Raw genomic sequence first — 20,684 nt, forward strand, 5'->3', positions numbered from 1 at the left:
CACGTTCCAGGCGGGCAGTGTCTTCGTCCAGCGCTGACGCTCACTCGCAGGCGATGCCGTCCTTGTCGCTGTCCAGCCCGTAGACGTCGGTGCCGATGACGCGGATCGGGCCTGCTACGTAGGCGGGTCCGTTCCCGCTGCCGCCGGCGCAGTCCACATCGGACGCGATCGGGACGCAGCCGCTGTAGTTCTGGTTGCACGCGGGCTGCGGCGCCGGCTGGGGCTGGGGTTGCGGCTGCGGAACGGGCTGAGGCTGGGGTTGCGGCTTGGGCTGTGGCTGTGGCTGGGGTTGCGGCTTCGGCTGAGCGACCGCGGCAGGAGTGGTGGTGGTGGTGGTCGTCGTAGTGGTGGTCGTTGTCGTGGTGGTGGACGTCGTGGTGCTGGTCGGCGCCACGGTCGTCGTGGTCGTGGTGGGCGAGGCCGTCGTGGTCAGGCTGGCCGCACTGCCCTTGTCCGGCGCACCGCCGACGGCGGCCCCGATGACGCCCATCACGAAGACGAACGCGAGCAGGCTGGCCGCGCCGATGGCCACGGGCACCACCCACGACTTGCGCGCCGTCGTGACCGGCACGACCGCGCCGCGGGGGATCTCGCGGGGCATGCGCAGCGAGATCTGCAGCAGCCCGTTGCCGCCGAGCTGGACGAACGCGGCGCAGCCGGTCGACCCTCCGCCGGACTCCACGTGCATCAGCACGGGCGCATACCGTTGCGACATCAGGAAAGTCAGCTCGCCCACGCGGTGGCCGTCGAGCCGCACCTCGATCCCGCGCTGACCGCGGTGCTTGCCCGCGGCGATCACGCACCACGTCAGGCTCACGGCGACGTGCCGCGTCACGCCGTCCGGAACCGAGTACCGCGACAGCACGTCCTGGTGGTGCTGCTCGCCGGTGACGGTCACCGTCACCTCGCCGGGAACCATCACCAGACCGGCGGCCGAGTTCTCGATCACTGTCGCAACTCCCTCGAGGGTGGGCTTGTACGCCTCACCATCGAGAACTCACTGCGAGTGTTACCGAAAGTGCCCTGATGTTGTGCTGAACGGGTGAAAATCGGCCAGAATCGTCACGGACGGTCGACGATCGCCGATGTAAGTCCTTTCGGCTGACCCGATCAGGCGCTGGAGCGCAGCACCAACGACGTGGGCAGCAGCAGCGACGGGGGGAGCCCGTGCTCGCCCGCCAGCTCCGCGAGCAACCGCCACGTCATCGTGCGCCCGAGCTCCTCGACGTCCTGCCGGATCGTCGTCAGCGGCGGTGTGGCGGTCGCGGCGAACACCGAGTCGTCGAACCCGACCACGGCGACGTCCTCGGGCACGCGCTTGCTCTGCGCGTGCAGCACCTGCAACGCGCCCAGCGCCATGATGTCCGCCGCGACGAACACCGCGTCGAGGTCGGGAGCCTTGCGCAGCAACAGTTCCATGGCGCGTGCGCCGCTCTCCGGCGTGAAGTCGCCGTGCGCCACCAGGTCGGCGGAGAGCCTGGCCTCGCTCAGGCCGCGCTTGAACCCGCTCAGGCGGTCGGCGCCGACGGCCATGTCCTTCGGCCCGGCGACGGTGGCGATGCGCTTGCGGCCCAGCGACGCCAGGTGGCGTGCGGCCTCCAGGGCGCCGGTGAAGTTGTCGGCGTCCACGAACGGGACGGTGGTGCCCAGCGGCCGCCCGCCGGACACCACGGGCAGGCCGATCTCGGCGAGCATCGGCACCAGCGGGTCGTCGCCGTGCAGGCTGACCAGCAACGCGCCGTCGACGTGCCCGCTGCTCAGGTAGGTGACGAGATCGCCGGTGTCGGAGGGCTGGCTCATCATCAGCAGCAGCTGCATGTGGCGGCCGGCGAGCTCGGAGTGGATGCCCCGCAGCACGCCCGCGAAGAACGGGTCGGACAGCACGCGGCCGGTCGGCTCCGAGACGACCAGGGCGATGGCGTTCGCCCGGTTGCCGGCGAGGGAGCGCGCGGCCTGGTTGGGGGAGTAGCCCAGCTGCGCGATGGCGGCGTGGACGGCCTCACGGGCCTTGGCGCTGACGTACTGCTCGTCGTTGATCACGCGCGAGACGGTCGACTTGGACACTCCGGCGACCCGCGCGACCTCTTCGATCCGGGGGCCGGGACGTCGCTTCGCCGTCTCGGTCATGCGGCCATCCTAGGCTGCCTGGCCGGACCATGATCTGTTCAGGTCCATCTTCGTTCCCCCTCTTCACGGCGGCGTGCGCCAAGTTTCCAAGATCGTCCGCACAAATTCCGCACAGCACCCCCGAGTTCTGGCACCATGCCCCCCGAGGAGGGCTAGTGCGGTATCGGCTTCTTGGGCCGCTGCAGATTTGGCGTGGGGGCGTGGAACTGCGGCTGGGCGGGCCCCGGCAAAGGGCACTGCTCGCGGCGTTGGCGCTGCACGCCAACGAGACGGTCAGTTTTGAACATCTGAGCGAAGCGGTGTGGGAATCCCCACCCGCGGCTCCCGAATCGAACATCCGGACCTATGTCGCGGCCTTGCGCAAGCTCGTGCTGGACGACCTCGTCACCGTTCCGGGCGGCTACCGGCTCAAGGTGCCGGACGGAGAGGTCGACGTCGGCGTCTTCGACGGGCTGTGCGCGGCCGGCGACGAGGCGCTGAAGCAGGGCGACCACAGGGCGGCGGTCGCGAAGTACGAGGAAGCGCTCGCGTTGTGGCGTGGCCCGGCGCTGGACGGTCTCGTCGTGGGGCCGCGGCTCGAGGCCGAGCTCACGCTGCTGCAGGAACGGCGGCTCACCGTCGCCGAGCAGCACGCGCGCCTGTCGATCGAGCTCGGCCAGGGCGAGCGGCTGATCCCCGAGCTGCGGCGGCTGACCAAGCAGTTCCCGTTGCGGGAACAGCTGTGGCTGCAGCTCATGCACGCGCTGCAGCGGGCCAACCGGCCGGCCGAGGCGCTGCAGGCGTTCGAGGACGTGCGGGTGCTGCTCGCCGACGAGCTCGGCACCGATCCGGGCGGCGAACTGCGTGAACTGCACGCGCGGCTGTTGCGCGGCGACCAGCCGCGGCCGGCCCTGAACACGCTGCCCCGCGACGTCGCGGACTTCACCGGCCGCATCGCCGAGATGGACCGGCTGACCAGGGCGGTCACCGGCAAGGCGGCCGTGGTGATCTCGGCGATCGACGGCATGCCGGGCGTGGGCAAGACGACGCTGGCCGTGCACTTGGCGCACCGCCTGGAGTATCCGGACGGTCAGCTGTTCATCGACCTGCACGCGCACACCGCGGGCCGTGCGCCCGTGGAACCGACGGACGCGCTCGACGTGCTGTTGCGCGCGCTCGGCCTGGAGGAGATCCCGGTCAGCCTGGACGAACGGGCCGCCCTGTGGCGGGCCGAGCTGTCCCGGCGCCGGTTGCTGGTCGTGCTCGACAACGCGGTGAGCGCCGACCAGGTGCGCCCGCTGCTGCCGGGCGTGCCGGGTTCGCTGGTGCTGGTCACGTCCCGTGCCCGGCTGGTCGAGCTGGAGGGCACCTCGACGCTCACGCTGGACGTGCTGTCCGAGGCGGAGGCGTTGGAGCTGTTCGCCACGATCGTCGGCGACGAGCGCGGCAACGACGCTGCCGCTCGCGAGGTGGTCGAGCTGTGCGGACGCCTGCCGCTGGCCGTGCGCCTGGCCGCCGGACGGCTCCGCAGCCGTCCTACCTGGACCACCGCCCACCTCGCGACGCGGCTGCGAGAGGGACGATTATCCGAACTGGACGCCGTCTTCGCGTTGTCGTTCAGCCAGCTCCCCGCCGCTCACCAGCGGCTCTTCGGCCTGCTGGGCCTGCACCACGGCACCGACTTCGACGTCCACCAGGCCGCGGCGCTGGGCGAGCTCGACCTGCTGGAGACCGACGGGATGCTCGAGGACCTCGTCGACGTGCACCTGCTGGAGTCGACGACGCTTGGCCGGTACCGGATGCACGACCTGCTCCGGCAGTACGCGCAGTCCCAGGTGGACAGCTCCCGTGCACCGCTGACCAGGTTGCTCGACCACTTCCTCGACACGGCGAACCAGGCGACCCGGCTCATGTCGCCCGCCGCGCGCAGGTACGAGGTCGACATCACCTACCGGCCTGAGTCGAGGCTGGTCCTGCGCGACTACGACCACGCGGTCGAGTGGCTGGAGACCGAACGCCAGACCCTCGTGGCCGCCGTGGCTCTGTCGCTCGACGGTGACTGGCGCACGCACACGTGGCAGCTCGCGCGCGCGTTGACGTTCTTCTGCATGGTGCGCGGCCACACGCGTGACTGGGCCACGATCAACGAACTGGCGCTGGAGGCCGCGAAGGACGAGCCGGTCGCGCTGGCGATCACCACGAAGAACTACGCGATGGTGTTCTGGCAGACCGCGCAGTACCCGAAGGCCATCCACTACAACGAGCGCGCGATCGAGATGCTCCGGGAGCTCGGCGACCTGCAGGGGGTTGCGGGCACGCTGAACAACCTCTCGCTGGTCTACCGGACCCTCGGACGGCACGCCGAGGCCGCTGACCTGCTCGAACAGGCCATCACCGTGGCCCGCCAGCTCGGCGACCGGCACCTCGAGTCGCAGGCGATGAGCAACGTCAGCAACATCTACAGCGCGCTCGGCCGTTACGACGAGGCGCTGCAGGCGTGCACGTCGGCGCTCGCGCTGATGCGCGAGATGGGCAGCCGTCGCGACGAGGCCGACACCCAGAGCGCGCTGGGCATGATCCTGCACGCCATGGGCCGGCACTCCGAAGCGTTGGAGGCGCTGGAATCGGCGTTGGCCGCCGTGCGCGCGATCGGTGACGTCACGACGGAGACCGTGGTGCTCAACTACCTCGGTGAGGTGCTGACCGCGGCCGGACGCCCCGCCGAGGCAGTCGTGCGGTTGCGTGAGGCGTTGGAACTGGCCGAACGCATCGACGACCCGCGTGAGGCCGCGAACGCGCACAAGCACCTGGCCCGCGCGGTCGTGGATCCGGCCGAGGCCGCCCGGCACCGCAAGGAGGCGGACGAGAGGTTCGCGGCGCTAGGCGTCGAGTGAGCGGGGGCCCGGCCTGCCGCCGGGCAGCACCGCACCCCGTGGCAGTCCGTCCCGCAGCAACGGCAACAGCCTGGGGTGCTTGCTCATGAGCACCGCGGCTGTGCCGTTGCGCTGCTGGATCCGGCGGCAGAAGTGCGGGGACAACGCCACCCCGAGGTAGGCCTCGGCGCGGGGCCCGTAGACCACCGCGCCGCCGAGTCCGCACCACGCGGCCGCGACCGCCTGCCCTCCGGCCCAGACGTACCCCTCGACGTACGTCCCGCCGTTGTTGCGGCTCGCCTCGCTGAAGGCGTCGCTGAACGTCACCTGCGGCTGCAGCCTGGTCAGGGCGTCGGCGGACCACCAGGTGCCCAGGTCGAGCACGAGGCCCTCCACGCTCGCGTGCGCCCACTCCGAGTCGTCGACGAGCGTGCGGAACGGTGCCTCCAGCTCCGTCAGCGCGGCCGTGAGCTCCTCCACCCGCCCATGGTGCGGTGCCCGTGCCGATCCCGCAGTCCGAAGTGGACTCAGGCCTGCGCCTGGGCGATCGTGATCGGGATGCTCACCTGCACCGGCCCCGCCACGCCGGTGATGACCCCGTCACCGGCCTTGGGACCGGCCTGCAGCCGGGCGCGGAACGTGATCGTCTGGCCGGGCGCCAGCGTCTGACCGCCCTCGCACGTCACGGTGCCCTTGCCGGCCGGGCACCCGATCACGCCCGCCGCCGTCTTGCCCGGCCCGACAGTCTTGATCTTGTCGGGCATGGTCAGCGTCAACGTCGGCACCGTGGTCGGCGCCGTGCCGTTGTTGGTGACGCTGATGTTCATCTCGTTGGGCGGGCCGTCGGTCGTCATGGCGACGCCCTCGGGCGCCGATCCGGACAGGTTGGCCGCAGCCGGGGCGACCGTGTTGTTGTTCGTCGTGGTCGGCGGTCCGGCGACACCGCTCGTCCCCGCGCCGGGTGCCGCCGAACCGGCGGAGGTGCCCGTCGGCGCGCCGGCGGCGGTCTGGGGCGAGCCGGGCTGACCGGGCTGGCCGGTCTGCGTCGCGCCCTCCGAGCTGCTCGTGCTCGTCGCCGGCGCGGCGCCGGGGATCGTCGAGGACGGCCCGCCGTCCGAGCTGACCACTCCGGACGCGGCGACCACCACGACGGCCGCGGCGGAGGCGGCGACGCCCAGCCACGACGTCAGGCTGACGGTCACCGCGGCGCCCTTGGACGCGGTCGCGGCGGCGGCGAGGTACCCGGCGGTGCCCGTGCCGAGCACGATGGGGGCGACGAGTCCGCGCAGCGCGCCGTTGACGTCGGACAGTTCGCTGGCGAGCTTGCGGCATTCGGCGCAGTCGTCCATGTGCGCGTCGAGCTGGACGGCGTCACGACCCTTGAGCCCGCCGCGGGTCCAGGCGCCGAGCTTCGTCACCGTGGCGCGGCACTTCTCCGTCGGCTCCTGGTTGATGTGCGCCTGCAGGAACGCCTTGCGCAGGCCCTCCCTCGCGCGGAACGCCATCGCGGAGACGCCGTTCGCGGTCAGCCCCAGCAACGGCGCGATCTCACCGGGGGACTGGCCCTCGATCGCGGTGTGCCACAGGACCGTCTGCCACCGTTCGGGCAGCGTCGCGAACGCCGTCGCGGCCAGCGCCTGGTCGAGGTCCTCGATCGCCTTGTCGCGGAACGGCACGCTGGTCGCCTTGGTGGCGCCGGGGACCTCTTCGATGTCACCGGCGAGCTCGAGCCGCTTCTCCTTGCGGGTGCGGTCGTACGCCGCGTGCCGCACCGCCGTCAGCAGGTACGGCCGGAACGCGGTTCCCGGACCGCCGCCACCGCGCAACGCGGCGAGGACCTTGGCGAACGCCTCCGCCACCAGGTCGTCGGCGTCCGAGGACGAGGTGGACAGCTGCATCGCCAGGATGGTCGCCGAGCGCACGTGCCGTTCGTAGAGCTTGCCGTACTCCTCGACCTTGCCGTCTCTCACGGCATCGATCAGGTCGGCATCCGACGACGGTCGTCCACGCTGCCCGATCAAAGAAAGCCCTCTTAACGTGATGCCCTGTGGTGATACGCGGACCCTATCGACATGACTCAACGCGAACAATCCACGCATCCGAATCCGATGTAATAAAAGAGGTTTAGGACTCGTCCAAGTCTCACCCAACACAGGACCGATGGCCCTAGCGCCTACTTGCCTTACCTGCGTGGACTTCCTGACCTGGCTGGCTCCGGAGCCGCGACACCGATCTCGCCGACCACGCCTTTGCCCTGGTCACGCCGGACACGGACGTGCCGTCGGGCCCACCGAACCCGCCCGCTTTGTTCGCGAAACTAATCGGTGAGGCCGGATATTTTTCGGTGTGGCCCCAAAGGAACCAGGCCGCGCTGGGCCAACGGCACGCATCCGGCGTCATGTCCGCGCGAACCCGCTGGACGGGTCCTCAGGTTACCGACAGGTTCACCGTCGGGACTGGTGCTTTCGGGCGAAGGCGGGTGCCGCGGTGGTGAAGTGCGCGCCCCGTGCGGATTTTGACCAGAAAGTTGTCCAGTCGGAATCCGCCGCCGGTGCCCGTCATCCACAGAGGACTGGACCGGGCGGTCCCGACCCCGCGAACCCAGGTAGGCGCTTTCCGGAGCTGCTGGACGGAACGTGATCTGGACATGAGTAGCCGTACTCATGACAGCCGGGGTGTGACCCAGGACTCTCGGATGATGACCTCTGCCACTCCCTCGCACACGCCGACGACCGCCGCCTTCTACGTGCAGGCGGTCCTCTCGTTCGGGCTCTCGCTGACCGCGGTCGGCATCGGAGTCGTGTTCCTGCCCGTCGACGGATGGGTGCGCGCGTTCCTGGGCATCGCGATGCTCTACACCGTCACCTCGGCGTTCACGCTGGCGAAGGTGCTCAGGGACCGCCAGGAGGACACCTACATCACCAGCCGGGTGGACAGAGCCCGGCTGGACAAGCTGCTCACCGACCACGACCCGTTCAAGATCGACGTTCCCTGACCGAGGGGGTCAGGGGTGGCCGTGCCACAGCCGCCACGCGCGAGGGCTCGCCGGTTCGTGGTGGCTGTCGGCCTCCCCGAACCGCAGGCGCACGCGAGCACCGCCCAGCCGCCCGCGCTCCAGGTGGATGGTTCCGCCGGTCGCCTCCGCGGCGGCACGGGCGATGTCCAGGCCCAGCCCGGTCGACCCGCCGCCGCTGCTGCCGCGGTGCAACGCCGAGGACGGATCGGCCAGCCCGGTGCCGCCGTCCTCGACGACCAGCGTCACCCACCCGCCGTGCCGCACCACCGACACCCCGACCGGGGCGGCGGGAGGCGTGTGCCGGAAGACGTTCTCCAGCAACGTGTCCACCACGGCGCCCAGCGCGTCGGGCGCCAGCGGCACCCAGCAGGGCTCGCCCGCGTCGATCTCGCACATCCGGCCCTGGTCGGCGGCGTGCGCGGACCAGAACGCCATCCGCGTCCGCACGACCGACGCCACGTCGCACGTGCCGGCCTGCTCGCCCTCGGCGGGCTGCAGCGACTGGATGATCCGGTCGACGTCGTGCCCCAGCGTGCTGACGGCGCTGCGGATCCGGTCGGCGACGGGCCCCGATCCCACCGCGTCGGCGTCCAGCCGCAGGGCCGCCAGCGGGGTCCGCAGCCGGTGCGACACGTCCGCGATCATCTCGCGTTCCTTCGCGAGCAGCTGCGACGTCCGCGACGAGGCCTCGTCGATCGACGCCGCCAGCGCCTCCAGTTCGCGCGGCCCGCGCAGCCGCACCCGCCTCCCGACCGACGTGGTCAGCTCGCGCAGTGCCGCCAGCACGGGCGTGAAAGGCCTGTGCCCCAGCCACACCGCCGCGCCCAGGGCCATGAGTGCGACTCCGAAGACCAGGAACACCGGCAAGAACGGGAACGGCACGGTGGCGGGCACCACCGACACCACCGCCCCGCCGACGGAAGCGACCGGCGCGCCACCGCCTGCCCCGAGCCGCGTGCCGTCCTTCAGCACCACGGACAACCGCCCCTCGGCACCGGCGGTGGTGCGCGCGATCGTTCCCCGGACGGCGTCGGGATCCGAGGACACCGCCAGCACCCCGGCGACGACGGCCGCGTCCCGCCGATCGGCCTCGGCGGCGGCGGCCGCGGCGTGCGAGCAGACCAGAAATCCAGCTGTGGCCACGAAGACCAGGGCGACCAGACCGGCGGAGAGCAGCAGGGCGCGGGTGATGACAGCCCTCATTCGGGCGCCGCCAGCTTGAACCCGACGCCCCGGACCGTGTGCAGGTATCGGGGATGCGCCGCGGTCTCGCCGAGCTTGCGCCGCAACCAGGACGCGTGCACGTCGATCGTCTTGTCGTCGCCCACGTACGGATTGCCCCACACGGCCTGGATGAGCTCTCGCCGGGAGATCACCCGGCCCGGCCGCTGCGCCAGGTAGGCCAGCATGTCGAACTCCCGCCTGCTCAGCGCGAGAGCGCAGTCGCCGAGCGTCGCCGCCCGCTGGGCGAGGTCGATGCGCAACCCGCCGAGCTCCACGACCTCGGACGGCGCCGAGGAACCACCCGTGCGGCGCAGCAGGGCGTTGATCCGCGCGGCCAGGTGCTCGGCCGAGAACGGCTTCACGATGTAGTCGTCCGCACCCGCGTTCAACGTGCTCACGACCGAGGCCTCCGCACCCCGCGCGGTCGCCACGATCACCGGCACGTTGCTCACCCCGCGCAGCATCCGCAGCGCCGCGACGCCGTCCAGGTCCGGCAGGCCGAGGTCGAGTATCACCAGGTCCAGCTCGGACGTCCCCGCCTCGCGCAGAGCGGCCACGGCGGTGCCGACGGCCTGCACGACGTGCCCGAGGTCGGTCAGCGCGTGCACGAGCGCCGCCTGGACCACCGGGTCGTCCTCGACCACCAGCACCTTCGACATACACGCAGCGTAAGCAGCGAACCGGTCGATGGGGAGAGGTGTCACGAGCTTATCGAGATCGTGTTTCGTCCTTAAATCTCCCTTAGGGGTGGCGGGCCTACGGTCTGCACCACACCGAACCGGGGAGTGGGCGTGGCAGAAGTCGTTCTGACGGGGCTGGGCAAGGCCTACGGTGACGGCACCCGTGCGGTCACCGACCTCAACCTGCAGATCCGCGACGGCGAGTTCCTGGTGCTCGTGGGCCCGTCGGGCTGCGGCAAGACGACGGCGCTGCGGATGATCGCCGGGCTCGAGCAGATCACTGAAGGCACGATCCACATCGGTGAGAACGTCGTCAACAACGTGCCGTCACGTGACCGCGACGTGGCCATGGTGTTCCAGTCGTACGCGCTCTACCCGCACCTGAACGTCTACGACAACATCGCGTTCGGACTCACGCTCCGCAAGCTCCCCAAGAAGGAGATCGACCACCGCGTGCGCGAGGTCGCCGAGGTCCTCGAACTGACCGAGCACCTCGACCGCAAGCCCCGCAACCTCTCCGGCGGGCAACGCCAGCGCGTCGCGATGGGCCGGGCGATCGTGCGGGCGCCGCAGGCGTTCCTGATGGACGAGCCGCTGTCCAATCTGGACGCCAAGCTGCGCGTGCAGATGCGGGCGCAGATCGCGCGGATCCAGCGCGAGATCGGCGTGACGACGGTGTACGTCACGCACGACCAGACCGAGGCCATGACGCTCGGCGACCGCGTGGCCGTGATGCGCCGCGGCGTGTTGCAGCAGGTCGGGCCGCCGCAGGAGCTCTACGACCGGCCGGTCAACCTGTTCGTCGCCGGGTTCATCGGCTCGCCGGGCATGAACCTCGTGTCCGCGAAGCTCGACGAGGACTCCGACGGCCGGTTCTGGGTCTCGCTGGGCTCCGACGCGCTGCTGCTGCCGGAGTCCGTCCCGCAGCAACGACCCGCGCTCAAGCGGTACGTCGGCCGCGACGTCGTGGTCGGCATCCGCCCGGAGGACATGGAGGACACCGCTCTCGCCGACGCCCGCGAGGGCGAGATCCTCCACTCCGTCGCCGACCTCGTCGAGGCCATGGGCTCGGACGTCCTCGTGCACTTCCCGGTCGACGTCCCTCCGGTCGTCACCGACGACACGCGGGAGCTCGCGAAGGACACCGGCACCGACGACCTGCCCAGGGCGAGCAAGGGGACCGTCCTCGTCGGACGGTTCAGCCCGCGCACCCGCATCTACGAAGGACAACCCGTCGCCGCCTGGGTGGACACCTCCCGGCTGCACTTCTTCGACCCGGCCACCGGGTCCTCGATCTGGAAGTAGAGGAGAGCTTCAATGGGGAAGCAATGGATCGCGCTGCTCGCGCTCACCGCCGCCGCGTGCTCCGGCGGTGCGGCGGGAACCGGGACCACCGAGGACCTCGAGGGCCAGACCGTCGAGGTCGTCGGCCCGTGGACCGGCGACGAGCAGAAGAGCTTCGAGCAGGTGCTGAAGGTGTTCACCGACAAGACGGGCGCCGAGGTCAAGTACACACCCGCCGGTGACGAGCTGCCGACGGTGGTGCAGACCAGAATCTCGGGCGGCACACCACCGAACGTCGCCCTCATCGCCCAGCCCGGTCTCGTCGCGCAGTTCGCCGGGGCGGGTGCGCTCAAGCCGGTGAACGCCGACGTCGAGAAGGCCGTCACCGACCACAACGCGGCGGTGTGGAAGCAGCTCGGCAGCGTCGGCGGCAAGCTCTACGGCTTCACCTTCAAGACCGCCAACAAGTCCGCGTTCTGGTACAGCGAGAAGGCCTTCCAGCAGGTCGGTGCCACGCCGCCGGCGACGTGGGACGACCTGATCTCCACCAGCAGGGCGATCTCCGAGACCGGGCTCGCCGCGGTGTCGGTCGGCGGCGCGGACGGCTGGACGCTCACCGACTGGTTCGAGAACGTCTACCTGCGCACCGCGGGCCCGGACAACTACGACAAGCTCGCGAAGCACGAGATCCCGTGGACCGACCCGACCGTGCGCAAGGCGCTGGAGGAACTGGCGAAGCTCTGGGGCGACCCGACGCTGATCGCGGGCGGCGCGCTGCAGACCGAGTTCCCGAAGTCCGTGACCAACGTCTTCGGCGAGCCCTCCACGGCCGCGATGGTGTTCGAGGCGGACTTCGTCGCCAGCATCATCACCACGAACACCAAGGCGAAGGTCGGCGAGGACGCCAAGTTCTTCCCGTTCCCGTCGGTCGCGGGCAGCAAGGACGCCGTGGTCGCCGGTGGTGACATGGCCGTGCAGTTCAAGGACGACAAGGCGACCACCGAGCTGATGAAGTTCCTCGCCTCGCCCGAGTCGGGCAAGGTCTGGGCCGGGCTGGGCGGGTTCCTGTCGCCCAACAAGGACATCCCGGAGACCGCCTACCCCGACGCCGTGACCCGCGAGCTCGCCAAGCGGATCGTCGACGCGGGGGACAACGTCCGGTTCGACATGTCCGACCTCGCGCCGGCCGCGTTCGGCGGCACGAAGGGCGCGGGGGAGTGGAAGGACCTGCAGGACTTCCTGGCCGACCCGAAGAACGTCGACGGGATCATGCAGCGGCTCGAAGCCAACGCGGCGAAGGCCTACGGAAAATGAGGCTTCGCGTGAACGTGGACGCCGCGCCGGGGCGCTCGCCCCGGCAGGCGATCCCGTTCCTGCTCCCCGCGCTGGTCCTGCTCGCGGCGCTGGTGCTCTACCCGCTGGTGTTCTCGCTGATCCGCAGCTTCTTCGACGCGCGCGGGGACGAGTTCGTCGGCCTGCGCAACTACGTCGACACCTTCACCGACCCGCGGACGCTGACCGCGTTCCGCAACAACGTCATCTGGGTGGTGGTCGCCCCGGCGGCCGTCACCGGCATCGGTCTGATCCTCGCGGTGCTGACCGAGCGCATCAGGTGGGCCACCGCGTTCCGGCTGGTGCTGTTCATGCCGATGGCGATCTCGCTGTTCGCCTCCGGCATCATCTTCCGGCTCGTGTACGACGAGGCGCCGAACCAGGGCGTCGTGAACGCGGTCGTCGTCGGCGTGCACGACATGTTCAGCCCCGCGTCGCGGTACCCCGGCGCGCGTCCCCGTGACGGGTACGCCGCCACGGAAGCGGGCTTCGCCTCGATCAGGCCGTCGCGGGCGGGCGACACGATCTCGTTGCCGCTCATCGGGTACCCGCCGCAGGACGTGCCCCCGCAGGCGCTGGGGGCCTCACCGCCGACCGCGGGCACCGGCGAACTGCGCGGCGTGCTGTGGCTCGACGTGTCGGTCGGCGGCAAGGCCGGCGCGGTCGACCCGACCGAGCGCGGCCTGCCCGGCGTCGCGGTGGAGGCGGTGCGGGACGGCCAGGTCGTCGCCCGCACGACGACCGGTGACGACGGCAGGTTCACGTTCCCCGACCTCGGCGCGGGCGACGTGACGGTGCGGCTGCCCGCGGAGAACTTCACGCTGCCGTTCCGCGGCCTCACCTGGCTCGGGGCGTCGCTGATCACCCCGGTGATCATCTCGTCCTGGATCTGGATCATGACCGGGTTCGCGATCACGTTCATCGCGGCGGGCCTCTCGGCGATCCCGCGGGACGCGCTGGAGGCCGCGAGGGTCGACGGCGCGACCGAGTGGCAGGTGTTCCGGCGCGTCACCATCCCGCTGCTGTCCCCGGTGCTGCTGGTGGTGTTCGTGACACTCGTGATCAACGTGCTGAAGATCTTCGAGCTGGTGTTCGTCATCGCGCCGGGCTCGGTGCAGTCCGAGGCCAACGTGCTGGCCCTGCAGATGTGGCAGGTGTCCTTCGGCACGGGCGGCGACCAGGGGGCGGGCAGCGCGCTCGCGGTGATCCTGTTCCTGCTGGTGGCCCCGGCCATGCTGTTCAACATCCGCCGATTCCGACGGGAGCGGTCATGACCCTGGTGGCCGAAGAGGTCCGCATCGACGTGCCGGTGTCCGGTGCGCCGAGGCGGGGCGTGCTGACGCGGCTCGTCGCCCGGCTCGGCAACGGTGCCGTGCAGGTGGTGCTCGCCCTGGTGGCGGTGTTCTGGATGGTGCCGGTGTTCGGCCTGCTGATCGCGTCGCTGCGCGACGAGTCGGCCAACACCGCGGACGGCTGGTGGACGGTGTTCACCAAGCCCGCCGAGCTGACGCTGGCCAACTACGCCGAGCTCGTCGCGAACCAGGCGGTGTGGCAGTCGTTCCTGAACACCTTCTACATCGCCGTCCCCGCCACGGTCCTGGTCGTCGTGATGGCGTCGCTCGCCTCGTACGCGCTGGCGTGGATCGAGTTCCCCGGCCGAGAGACGCTGACCGTGGTCGTGGTCGGGTTGCTGGTCATGCCGATCCAGGTCGCGCTGATCCCGGTGGCGAAGCTGTTCGGCGCGCTGGGGCTGTTCGGCACGATCACCGGCGTCGTGCTGTTCCACGTCGCGTTCGGGCTGCCGTTCGCCATCTTCCTGCTGCGCAACTTCTTCACCGGCATCCCGCGCGACCTCATCGAGGCCGCGCGGATGGACGGCGCCACGGAGTGGGTGATCTTCAAGCGGGTGGTCCTGCCGGTGGCCAAGCCGGCGATCGCCTCGCTGACGATCTTCCAGTTCCTCTGGGTGTGGAACGACCTCCTGGTGGCTCTGGTGTTCGCGGACCAGGACTCGGCGCCGATCACCGTGGCGCTGCGGGCCCAGCTGCGCCAGTTCGGCACGAACATCGACATGCTCTCGACGGGAGCGTTCCTGTCGATGGTCGTGCCGCTCGGCGTGTTCCTGGTGTTCCAGAAGTACTTCGTGCAGGGCGTGCTGGCCGGATCGACGAAGTAGCCGCTAGCGCGACCAGAAGCGGGTGCCTCCGGGGCCGTGCAGCGCGAGGCCGGAGTCGTTCTGCACGAGCAGCCGGTCGGCCGCGGTGCCCCAGGTGTGGGTGGCCCACTTCGGCACGTTGTTCGGGGCGTACAGGACGAGGTTGCCGTCGTGCTGCAGGGTCACGCGGGTGGCGCCGGAGCCGTGGGTGTGGGTGGCCCACAGCGCCTGGTTGGTCGCCGCGACGTAGAGCACCAGGTTGCCGTCGGCCTGCATGAGCAGCCGGTACTTGCCGTCCGGCGAGGTCCTGGACTGGTACGCGGTGAGGCTCTCGCCGCGCACCAGCCGGTCGGGACCGGGCTCGTTCACGCCGGAGATGTCGGCGACCGAGACGTAGTGGGCCTGGAGCGCGTAGGCCTCGAAGCCGTTCGGCGTGATGGCCACGGACCGCGGGTACCAGCCGCCAGACCTGGTCTGGATGATCGTGTTGGTGTTCACGCTCAACGTCATGAGGGTGTGCGCCTGGTGCCCGGTGAGGTAGATCTGGCCGCCGTTCGGCGCGGCCGCCACGCCCAGAGGGCCTCCTGGCACGTCCACGGTGGCGCTGACCTGGTTGTCCGCGGTGGTGATCAGGTAGACCTTGTCGCTCGAGTAGCTGGTGACGTACGCGCGGGTGCCGTTCGGCGTGATGGCGATGTTGTTGGGCGCGGTGGGCAGCGGCACGGTGGCGATCACGCTCTCGGTCGCCGTGCTCACCACCACTACGCGCTTGTTGTAGAAGTCCGCGACGTAGAGGCGGGAACCGTCCGGGGTGATCTGCACGTCGGTCGCGTTGCCGCCGACGTGAACCGGGTGGGCGACTCCGGTCGCCGTGTCGATCACCGCCAGGTGGTCGGACCCGACGGCGTACGCCTTGCCGCCGTCCGGCGCCACGACGACGGCCCTCGGCGACTTCAGCGGATGGACCGACACGGTCCTGGCCACCGTGCTGGTCGTGGTGTCGATCACCGAGACCGAGCCCCAGTCGGTGTTGTGGTCACCGGCGTTCGCGACGTAGGCGGTGCGGCTGTCCGGGCTGAAGGCGATGCCCTCCGGCTGCGTGCCGACGGTGACGGTGGCGGTGACCGTCCGGGTCGCGGTGCTGATGACCGACACCGTGCGGTCGGCGGCGTTGGTGACGTACGCGCGGGTTCCGTCGGGGCTGATCTCGACCGCGATCGGGTTGTCCCCGACGCCGATGCTGGTCGGCAGGTCGGCGGCGGCCGCCGGCGCGTACGCCGGTGCGATCAGGCCCGCGGTCAGCAGGAGACCGAGCGCGGCTCTTCGTGTTCGCACGTGCATGGTGGAAGTCCCCCTGGTCGTCCGGCGCTGCTCGCCGCGGCGCTGAGTCGCGGATTGTGCCAGACGAGGGTGCTGGTCAGGGCCTGATCCGCCGACCTCGCGGACCGGCCGTTCACCGCCTTCGACGGCGCCGGCCGACACTGGAGTCCTCAATGGACGGTGCTGGAAGTCGTCGGTGAGGGGGTGGCTCTCTTGGTGAGCGATATGCCTTGCCGCGCAAGCTTTGCCCGATTCGGAGCCGATTGAGACGCGATCTGGCGGGAGAGCGCTTTCATGCTAGGTTCGAGTGAGAGTGAATCACTCGAAACGGAGCAGCCTATGCCGGCTCTTTGGGGTGTCTCGTTCGATGCCACGGCCATGTCCGGCGTGGTGGTCGAGTTTCTCAAGACCGCCAGAACCTTCGCTGACCAGGGCTATCGCGTTCATCTCGACCTCGGCTACGACATCAAGGCCGACAAGGGCAGATTCTTCCAGGATTACCGGTACGAACGCGTGCCGGACTGGGTGGAACTCGACCGCGTCGACGGCATCGCGCGCATTGCCGGGTATGACCGCGAATTCGTGGCGGCGACATTGGAATCTGTGCGCCGCGACGAGGTGCCGGACACGGATCGCGTTACCGAGGCCCTTGCCGATGCGATCGTGCGCACCTGGGAAGACCGCGGTGTCGAGCTGGTGATGGTCGAGAACGGCACGTTGCCGGAGAACGTCGCCTACACGAAGGCGCTCTACCTCGCGATCGCCCGGTACGGCGCCGCGCACGACCTCGGCCGCTACGTGCTGTGGCGCGACCACGACCTGATGTGGCAGAGCGAGCCGGCCAAGTACGGCACCTTTCCCTATCCCGCAACGCCTCCGATGGTCAACTCGCCGCACATCCACTACTTCGCGCTGCACGAGGAGGCGAGACGGCGCACGCTGGAGTGGATGCCGCAGCTGCGCAACCTCGACCTGCTGCCGAACACCTTCACGGCGCCGGACCGCCCCGGCAGGCCCGACTTCCTCCGGCACCACGGCATCACGCCGGGCACGAGGATCATCGCCAGGTCCACGAGGATCATCCCGCAGAAGCGCATCGACCGCGACCTGCACCTGGCGGCCCAGCTGCCGGGCACCTGCCTGTTCGTCGCCGGCGACACCGAGGAGGACCCGGCCGAGACCAGGAAGCTCCGTGCGCTCGCGGCAGAGCTCGGGGTGCCGGTCGTCTTCGGTGGCGTCCTGGAACCGTGCGAGTCGGCGGGGCCGGGGTTCTCGGTGCGCGACCTGCTCGCGCACGCCGATGTCGTGTCGTTCCTGACGTCCTACGACTACGAGAGTTTCGGCAACCCCGTCGGCGAGGCGATCGCGGCCGGTGTGCCGTACATCGCGAGCCGCTACGCCCTGTACGACACGGTGTACGCGGGCTACCGGGCGCCGGTGCTCGACATCCTGGAGCACGACCTGCCGACGCCGGAGTTCGCCCGGCAGGTCCACGAGCTCATGACGAACGCGGAGAGGCGGGCGGAAGTGGTGGCGCACAACAGCAAACTCGGCACGCACACCCGCGAGGCCGCGACCGGCCTGGTGACCACGTTGTTCCCGCCCGCGATGGGGCCGCGCGCCCGGGCGAGCGTGGTGCTGCCGGTGTTCGACGAGGCGGCGAACATCGAGACCGTGCTGCGGTCCCTGCGCGACCAGGAGGACGTCGACCCCGCCACCTACGAGATCGTGCTGGTGGACAACAACTCCACGGACGACACGGTCGAGATCGCCCGCCGGTTCGCCGAGGACTCGCCGGTCGCCATCCACGTGATCAGCGAACGCGAGCAGGGCGTGGCGTGCGCGCGCAGAGCCGGCATGGAGTTCGCGGTGCGCCGCAGCCGCAACCGCAAGGACCCCGGCGAGCGCTTCTACCTCGTGTCGGCCGACGCGGACTGCCGGGTCGACCGCCGCTGGCTCGTCGAGCTCCTCGCGGTGATGGACAAGGACAAGGCCGCGATCGGGGTGTGCGACTACTACTACAACGCCGAGCACTTCGCCGGCAGGCCGAGACTCTGGGACGCCATCCAGCGCACGCTGCGGTGCCGCGCGGTGACGTTCGCGTTGTTCGGCGGGTTTCCCGACGGCAAGGGCTTCGCGGTCGAGCGCGAGGCCTACGAGGACGTCGGCGGCATCGAGATCTTCTACCAGTTGCAGGACGGCAGGTTCGTCAACCACCTGTCCGACGACTGGGACTTCGGCATCAAGGTCGCGGGTTCCGGTCACGACATCGCCTACGCCCCGAAGTCGCGGGTCGAGATCAACCCGCGGCGCGTCAACCACGCGATCGACGAGGTCATCTCCGGCCGCGCCTACGGCAACGACGGCATCATCGTCATGCGGGACATCCGGCCGGAGGCGCCGGCGAAGACCGCCGACCTCACAGAGGCCGAGGCCGCGCAGGCCTGGGAGTTCTCGATCAAGGACTTCACCCCGAAGAACACCGTCCTCCCGGTCCTGCTGACACCGTCCTTCCTGGACGAGGACGCCGTGGTCGCGTTCTTCGGCGAGGACCTGGCGGCCAGGCTCGCCACGCGCATCGCGGAGATCAAGGCCGAGATGAGCGTCGTCGACTTCCTCCCCATCCACTCCTACAAGACGCCGTCCTACCGGCTCTACCTCGAGTTCCGGGACGAGATCTTCGCCCGGCTGCGCGCTGCGGTCGGCGAGGACATCGGCTACCCGCCGCCGCTGCCGGAGTGCTTCGACGCGGTGCCGGAGGACCGGTTCGCGGAGTTCGTGAAGTACTACTGCGAGGACCGCGAGTCGGGGGAGGCGCACAACTACTTCGGCAATGGAGGCGTGTTCTGATGGACAGCGTTCTGACCGAGCCGAGGGTGTGGGCGGCGCTGCAGGACCCCGCCAACGCGCACCTGCTCGACTACGTCACCGAGGACCCGTTCGGAGCGCACGTGTTCCCCGGCAACGTCGAGGGGTACGGCGTCGACGACTTCCTCGCCGACCTGAGCGGCCAGCTCACCGGCACGGCGCCGATCCACCTCTGGTCCTACATCCCCACGTGCGCCTACAAGTGCCGCTTCTGCCAGTACCCGGTCGTGCTCGTCAAAGGCGGGCGCAACGAGGAGAAGCTGTCGCAGTGGGTGGACTGGAACATCAGGGAGGCCGAGCTCTGGCTGCGACGGGTGCCGGAGCTCGCGCACGCCCCGGTCGGCGAGTTCAACGTCTTCGGCGGCACGCCGTCGTTGCTGCCGGAGAAGGACATCCGCCGGCTCCTCGGCTTCTACCGCGAGAACTTCGGGTTCACCGAGGAGACGACGATCCGGTTCGAGGGCGACCCGAGCACGTTCACCCCGGCGAAGCTCGAGACCCTGCGGGAACTGGGCTGCACCAAGCTCTCCAGCGGCGTGCAGTCGTTCGACGACGACGTGCTGCGCGAGTGCGGCCGTGAGCACAGCGCGCAGATGTGCGTCGACTTCGTGCGCAACGCCCAGGCCGCGGGCTTCGAGTGGATCAGCATCGACCTGATGTACGGCCTGCTGGACCAGACCGTCGACAGCGTCAGGCGCGACCTCGACGTGGTGCTGGAGAACGAGGTCACCGCCGTGGTGTGCACCAAGCTGCACCTGAAGTCCTACGCCGAGACCAGGACCGGGGTGGCGGGGGAGCAGCCCGCGCCGTGGCAGCTGCCGCAGTACCGCGAGAAGCTGGTGCGCGACGGGCACTTCTGGCCGGCGTTGCAGGAGCAGTACCGGATGCGCGAGGTGCTGACCGACGGCCTGCGCGCCGCCGGCTACACCGAGCACCCCACGATGTACTTCGCCCGCGACGGCCTCGGCCCGGAGAAGTGGAAGTCCATCATGGTGGACCAGGACAAGCAGGAGGCCGAGGTCGCGATCGGTCTCGGCGGCAGTTCCAGCTGCCGCGCCTCCGAGGCGATCACCGACGTGAACTGGAAGAGCTACGCCCAGGCCGTCGAGGCGGGCCGGGTGCCGCTCGGCTCCGCCACCGGGTTCGACGCGGCCGCGCAGGAGGCCCGTGCCATCAAGATGGCGCTGTCGACGTTGCAGCCGGTCCGCGAGGACCTGCACCGCGCCCGGTACGGCACCTCGCTGCACAACAGCCCGTGGCGGGAGAAGTTCGCTTCTCTCGCCGAACGCGGCCTCGTCTCCGTCGACGCCGGGGGAGTCTCGCTGACCGAGGACGGAGAGGTGCTCGTGGAGGCCATCATCAACACCGAGCTCTGACCACCGGGACCTCCGAGGGTCACATCAGGCAGGGATCAGGGGAAACCCTGATGGCAGGACCTCCGGCCGCGGGCAGGCTGGAGTCGTCAAGGAGATCCGCGTTTCTAGGAGAGTCATGAGCGAATCCACGTCCGAGTCCGCCCGCAACGCCGTCGACTCGATGGTCGACGCCGTGCGCGGGCTGGTCAGCGAGGGCATCAACCGTCGCGTTGTCGTGCGTGACAGCAAGGACGACGTGGTGCTCGAGGTGCCGGTCGCTCTCGGGCTGGTCGCGGCGTTCGCCGCTCCGGTGGCCACGACCATCGGAGCCGGTCTCGCGCTGGTGGGCAAGTGCGGGATCAAGCTGGAGAACCGCCAGGAGCCCGCCGCTCAGCCCACGACGACGGCCGAGGGCGAGCAGGTCTAGCGAGCGGGTTCGGTGCCGTCACCCGAGTGGTGACGGCACCGCGC

At 70.1% G+C, this 20,684-nt stretch carries 16 protein-coding genes and 1 pseudogene; 10 read left to right on the forward strand and 7 right to left on the reverse strand.

The window, feature by feature from the left end; genetic code table 11:
* Window positions 1-40: 40 nt before the first annotated feature.
* Window positions 41-949 (reverse strand): hypothetical protein, encoded by a 909-nt coding sequence (locus tag ORI60_RS06140; protein WP_266035255.1) that lies wholly within the window; start codon window positions 947-949, stop codon window positions 41-43.
* A 161-nt stretch (window positions 950-1,110) separates the two neighbouring features.
* On the reverse strand, window positions 1,111-2,127 hold the full coding sequence (locus ORI60_RS06145; protein ID WP_266035256.1) for a LacI family DNA-binding transcriptional regulator: 1,017 nt from the start codon (window positions 2,125-2,127) through the stop codon (window positions 1,111-1,113).
* A gap of 200 nt (window positions 2,128-2,327) precedes the next feature.
* On the opposite strand from ORI60_RS06145, the gene ORI60_RS06150 reads away from it, so the two are divergent.
* Window positions 2,328-5,000: an AfsR/SARP family transcriptional regulator gene (locus ORI60_RS06150; protein WP_266035257.1), complete on the forward strand. Its 2,673-nt coding sequence runs from the start codon at window positions 2,328-2,330 to the stop codon at window positions 4,998-5,000.
* Here ORI60_RS06150 and ORI60_RS06155 read toward each other — a convergent pair.
* Complete coding sequence (locus ORI60_RS06155; RefSeq protein ID WP_266035259.1) at window positions 4,986-5,459, reverse strand: hypothetical protein; 474 nt, start codon at window positions 5,457-5,459, stop codon at window positions 4,986-4,988. The genes ORI60_RS06150 and ORI60_RS06155 overlap by 15 nt on opposite strands.
* Window positions 5,460-5,506: 47 nt before the next feature.
* Window positions 5,507-6,949: a sigma-70 family RNA polymerase sigma factor gene (locus ORI60_RS06160; protein ID WP_266035260.1), complete on the reverse strand. Its 1,443-nt coding sequence runs from the start codon at window positions 6,947-6,949 to the stop codon at window positions 5,507-5,509.
* Between the two features lie 281 nt (window positions 6,950-7,230).
* Here ORI60_RS06160 and ORI60_RS44715 point away from each other — a divergent pair.
* Window positions 7,231-7,473, forward strand: a pseudogene (locus ORI60_RS44715) (trehalase-like domain-containing protein); the annotation flags it as partial.
* Between the two features lie 204 nt (window positions 7,474-7,677).
* On the forward strand, window positions 7,678-7,974 hold the full coding sequence (locus ORI60_RS06165; protein WP_030477227.1) for a YiaA/YiaB family inner membrane protein: 297 nt from the start codon (window positions 7,678-7,680) through the stop codon (window positions 7,972-7,974).
* A 9-nt stretch (window positions 7,975-7,983) separates the two neighbouring features.
* On the opposite strand, the gene ORI60_RS06170 is transcribed toward ORI60_RS06165, so the two are convergent.
* Together ORI60_RS06170 and ORI60_RS06175 are read right to left on the reverse strand one after the other, a co-directional pair.
* Window positions 7,984-9,198 (reverse strand): sensor histidine kinase, encoded by a 1,215-nt coding sequence (locus tag ORI60_RS06170; RefSeq protein WP_266035264.1) that lies wholly within the window; start codon window positions 9,196-9,198, stop codon window positions 7,984-7,986.
* Complete coding sequence (locus ORI60_RS06175; protein WP_266035265.1) at window positions 9,195-9,878, reverse strand: response regulator transcription factor; 684 nt, start codon at window positions 9,876-9,878, stop codon at window positions 9,195-9,197. The genes ORI60_RS06170 and ORI60_RS06175 overlap by 4 nt, the downstream gene beginning before the upstream one ends.
* Before the next feature lie 132 nt (window positions 9,879-10,010).
* Here ORI60_RS06175 and ORI60_RS06180 point away from each other — a divergent pair, with 132 nt between their 5' ends.
* The 4 genes from ORI60_RS06180 to ORI60_RS06195 are packed head-to-tail and all read left to right on the forward strand — an operon-like array spanning window position 10,011 to window position 14,691.
* A complete protein-coding gene (locus ORI60_RS06180; protein ID WP_266035267.1) occupies window positions 10,011-11,204 on the forward strand; it encodes an ABC transporter ATP-binding protein in 1,194 nt (397 codons plus the stop codon).
* A 12-nt stretch (window positions 11,205-11,216) separates the two neighbouring features.
* Window positions 11,217-12,497 carry an ABC transporter substrate-binding protein gene (locus tag ORI60_RS06185; RefSeq protein WP_266035269.1) on the forward strand — a complete coding sequence of 427 codons (1,281 nt, stop codon included), beginning with the start codon at window positions 11,217-11,219 and terminating at the stop codon, window positions 12,495-12,497.
* An 8-nt stretch (window positions 12,498-12,505) separates the two neighbouring features.
* Window positions 12,506-13,789: an ABC transporter permease subunit gene (locus tag ORI60_RS06190; protein WP_266035271.1), complete on the forward strand. Its 1,284-nt coding sequence runs from the start codon at window positions 12,506-12,508 to the stop codon at window positions 13,787-13,789.
* Entirely contained in the window at window positions 13,786-14,691 is a 906-nt protein-coding gene (locus tag ORI60_RS06195) for a carbohydrate ABC transporter permease (RefSeq protein WP_266035272.1), read from the forward strand. Before ORI60_RS06190 ends, ORI60_RS06195 begins: the two co-directional genes overlap by 4 nt.
* Before the next feature lie 3 nt (window positions 14,692-14,694).
* Here ORI60_RS06195 and ORI60_RS06200 read toward each other — a convergent pair whose 3' ends face one another.
* Window positions 14,695-16,005 (reverse strand): hypothetical protein, encoded by a 1,311-nt coding sequence (locus ORI60_RS06200; RefSeq protein WP_266035274.1) that lies wholly within the window; start codon window positions 16,003-16,005, stop codon window positions 14,695-14,697.
* 324 nt (window positions 16,006-16,329) lie between these two features.
* On the opposite strand from ORI60_RS06200, the gene ORI60_RS06205 reads away from it, so the two are divergent.
* From ORI60_RS06205 to ORI60_RS06215, 3 genes are all read left to right on the forward strand, one after another.
* Window positions 16,330-18,840 carry a glycosyltransferase gene (locus tag ORI60_RS06205; protein ID WP_266035276.1) on the forward strand — a complete coding sequence of 837 codons (2,511 nt, stop codon included), beginning with the start codon at window positions 16,330-16,332 and terminating at the stop codon, window positions 18,838-18,840.
* Window positions 18,840-20,234 carry a radical SAM protein gene (locus ORI60_RS06210; RefSeq protein WP_266035278.1) on the forward strand — a complete coding sequence of 465 codons (1,395 nt, stop codon included), beginning with the start codon at window positions 18,840-18,842 and terminating at the stop codon, window positions 20,232-20,234. The genes ORI60_RS06205 and ORI60_RS06210 overlap by 1 nt, the downstream gene beginning before the upstream one ends.
* Before the next feature lie 115 nt (window positions 20,235-20,349).
* Window positions 20,350-20,640, forward strand: coding sequence for a DUF4342 domain-containing protein (locus tag ORI60_RS06215; protein ID WP_266035280.1), 291 nt, complete (start codon window positions 20,350-20,352; stop codon window positions 20,638-20,640).
* The last annotated feature ends 44 nt before the right edge of the window (window positions 20,641-20,684 follow it).

It is taken from the genome of Lentzea sp. NEAU-D7, from assembly GCF_026242055.1.
Classification (GTDB): Bacteria; Actinomycetota; Actinomycetes; order Mycobacteriales; family Pseudonocardiaceae; genus Lentzea.